This window comes from Limnothrix sp. FACHB-881 (assembly GCF_014698135.1).
In the GTDB taxonomy this organism is placed as follows: domain Bacteria; phylum Cyanobacteriota; class Cyanobacteriia; order CACIAM-69d; family CACIAM-69d; genus CACIAM-69d.
On sequence record NZ_JACJSN010000035.1, the window covers coordinates 2,501 to 5,252 of the forward strand.

At 51.9% G+C, this 2,752-nt stretch carries 1 tRNA gene and 2 rRNA genes (1 of these 3 only partly in view); all 3 read right to left on the bottom strand.

Annotated elements, in window-relative coordinates:
* Nucleotides 1-543 (bottom strand): 23S ribosomal RNA (locus H6G52_RS18310); it reaches 2,270 nt to the left of the window's first position.
* 217 nt (nt 544-760) lie between these two features.
* Nucleotides 761-834: transfer RNA gene (locus tag H6G52_RS18315), tRNA-Ile, on the bottom strand.
* A gap of 132 nt (nt 835-966) precedes the next feature.
* A 16S ribosomal RNA gene (locus H6G52_RS18320) occupies nt 967-2,452 on the bottom strand.
* The 16S and 23S rRNA genes sit together here with 1 tRNA gene alongside, the layout of an rRNA operon.
* Between the last annotated feature and the right edge of the window lie 300 nt (nt 2,453-2,752).

Consider the following 2,752-nt stretch of genomic DNA (forward strand, 5'->3'; position numbering starts at 1 on the left):
AAGCTCACGGTTTCATGTTCTATTTCACTCCCCTCCCGGGGTTCTTTTCACCTTTCCCTCGCGGTACTTTTCGCTATCGGTCACACAGGAGTATTTAGCCTTACGAGGTGGTCCTCGCTGATTCAACCGGAATTTCACGTGCTCCGGCCTACTCGGGATCCGGCTAGGCTCTTTGAACTTTCAACTACGGGACTTTCACCCTCTTTGGTGTAGCTTTCAACTACTTCGCTTAGTTCGCCAAGTCCACGTTGCCGTCCCACAACCCCAGAAGTAAAAACCTCTGGTTTAGGCTGTTCCCGCTTCGCTCGCCGCTACTAGGGGAATCGCGTTTGCTTTCTCTTCCTCCGGCTACTAAGATGTTTCAATTCACCGGGTTGGCTCGTGTCAACCTATGTGTTCAGTTGACCGTGTTAAGGGTTGCCCCATTCGGATACTCTCGGATCAATGCTTATTTCCAGCTCCCCGAGACGTTTCGCCGGTATTCGCGTCCTTCTTCGCCTCTGTGTGCCTAGGTATCCACCGTGAGCCCTTTGTAGCTTGATCGCTGTTGACTCTCGACTACCTTGCTTTGGCTTTTGTTGCTATGCAGTTTTCAAGGTTCTGGCTGAACATTAGTTCAGCAGGCTTCTGAATCGTTAGAAGTTGCTGAACTCACGTTTTTTCTTCTTTGAAGGCAAAACTTTCGACTTCTTGATGCAGAAGTCTGTTTTTAGAGACAGAGCTACCCCAAGAGGTATCTCTCTCTTGAGCGTTTTGAAGGTGGGCCATCCTGGACTCGAACCAGGGACCTCACCCTTATCAGGGGTGCGCTCTAACCACCTGAGCTAATAGCCCTCGTTTCCCTTCTTCTTAGAAGTAAACCCAGACAAGTTTGAGAGCCGCACAAATTCCTCGACCGACCTAGGTTGACCAATCCTCTCTCTATTTGCTTTGTGCTTTCGAGTTGAGGTGGGTAAGGTCTCCCTGAAAGGAGGTGATCCAGCCACACCTTCCGGTACGGCTACCTTGTTACGACTTCACCCCAGTCATCAGCCCTGCCTTAGGCATCCCCCTCCTTGCGGTTAGGGTAATGACTTCGGGCAAAACCAACTCCCATGGTGTGACGGGCGGTGTGTACAAGGCCCGGGAACGTATTCACCGCAGTATGCTGACCTGCGATTACTAGCGATTCCTCCTTCATGCAGGCGAGTTGCAGCCTGCAATCTGAACTGAGGCCGGGTTTACGAGATTAGCTTGCTCTCGCGAGCTTGCAGCCCTCTGTCCCGACCATTGTAGTACGTGTGTAGCCCAAGACGTAAGGGGCATGATGACTTGACGTCATCCACACCTTCCTCCGGTTTGTCACCGGCGGTCTCCCTAGAGTCCCCAACTGAATGCTGGCAACTAAGGACGTGGGTTGCGCTCGTTGCGGGACTTAACCCAACATCTCACGACACGAGCTGACGACAGCCATGCACCACCTGTCTCTGCGCTCCCGAAGGCACTCCCGACTTTCGCCAGGATTCGCAGGATGTCAAGCCTTGGTAAGGTTCTTCGCGTTGCATCGAATTAAACCACATACTCCACCGCTTGTGCGGGCCCCCGTCAATTCCTTTGAGTTTCACTCTTGCGAGCGTACTCCCCAGGCGGGACACTTAACGCGTTGGCTACGGCACTGCACGGGTCGATACGTGCAACACCTAGTGTCCATCGTTTACGGCTAGGACTACAGGGGTATCTAATCCCTTTCGCTCCCCTAGCTTTCGTCCATGAGCGTCAGGTTTGGTCCAGTAGAACGCCTTCGCTGCTGGTGTTCTTCCCAATATCTACGCATTTCACCGCTACACTGGGAATTCCTTCTACCCCTACCTACCTCTAGTCTCGCAGTTTCCATCCCCTTTATGGAGTTAAGCTCCACGCTTTAAAGACAGACTTACGAGACCGCCTGCGGACGCTTTACGCCCAATAATTCCGGATAACGCTTGCATCCTCCGTCTTACCGCGGCTGCTGGCACGGAGTTAGCCGATGCTGATTCCTCAGGTACCGTCAGATCTTCTTCCCTGAGAAAAGAGGTTTACAACCCACAGGCCTTCGTCCCTCACGCGGTATTGCTCCGTCAGGCTTTCGCCCATTGCGGAAAATTCCCCACTGCTGCCTCCCGTAGGAGTCTGGGCCGTGTCTCAGTCCCAGTGTGGCTGATTGTCCTCTCAAACCAGCTACCGATCACTGCCTTGGTAGGCTCTTACCCCACCAACTAGCTAATCGGACGCGAGCTCATCTTCAGGCAGTTAACCTTTCACCTCTCGGCACATCGGGTATTAGCGACCGTTTCCAGTCGTTGTCCCCGACCTGAAGGCAGATTCTCACGCGTTACTCACCCGTCCGCCACTAAGTCCGAAGACTTCGTTCGACTTGCATGTGTTAAGCATACCGCCAGCGTTCATCCTGAGCCAGGATCAAACTCTCCATGTTAGGTTTCTCTTTTGTTTGAAAATTCCTTGACTTTAGTCTTGAAATTTCCTAGAGAAGAAGAGTTTCATTTAGCTCCAGTTTTCACCGGAACTCGTCTTGCGACTTTTTAAGTTGCTTTGACGAGGCTTTTGTGCTTTAATGGCTCTCAAACTTATTCTTTTGTCTAGGTTCACCGCGCTTCGGTCGCTTCGCTTCAGCCGCCGTTTCCGGTTCGCTTCGCTTTCGCTTCCCCCTCAGCGCTTTATTAAATTAACAACCTTTCTCGAACTTGTCAACACTTTTTGAAAAAAAATTTTCGCG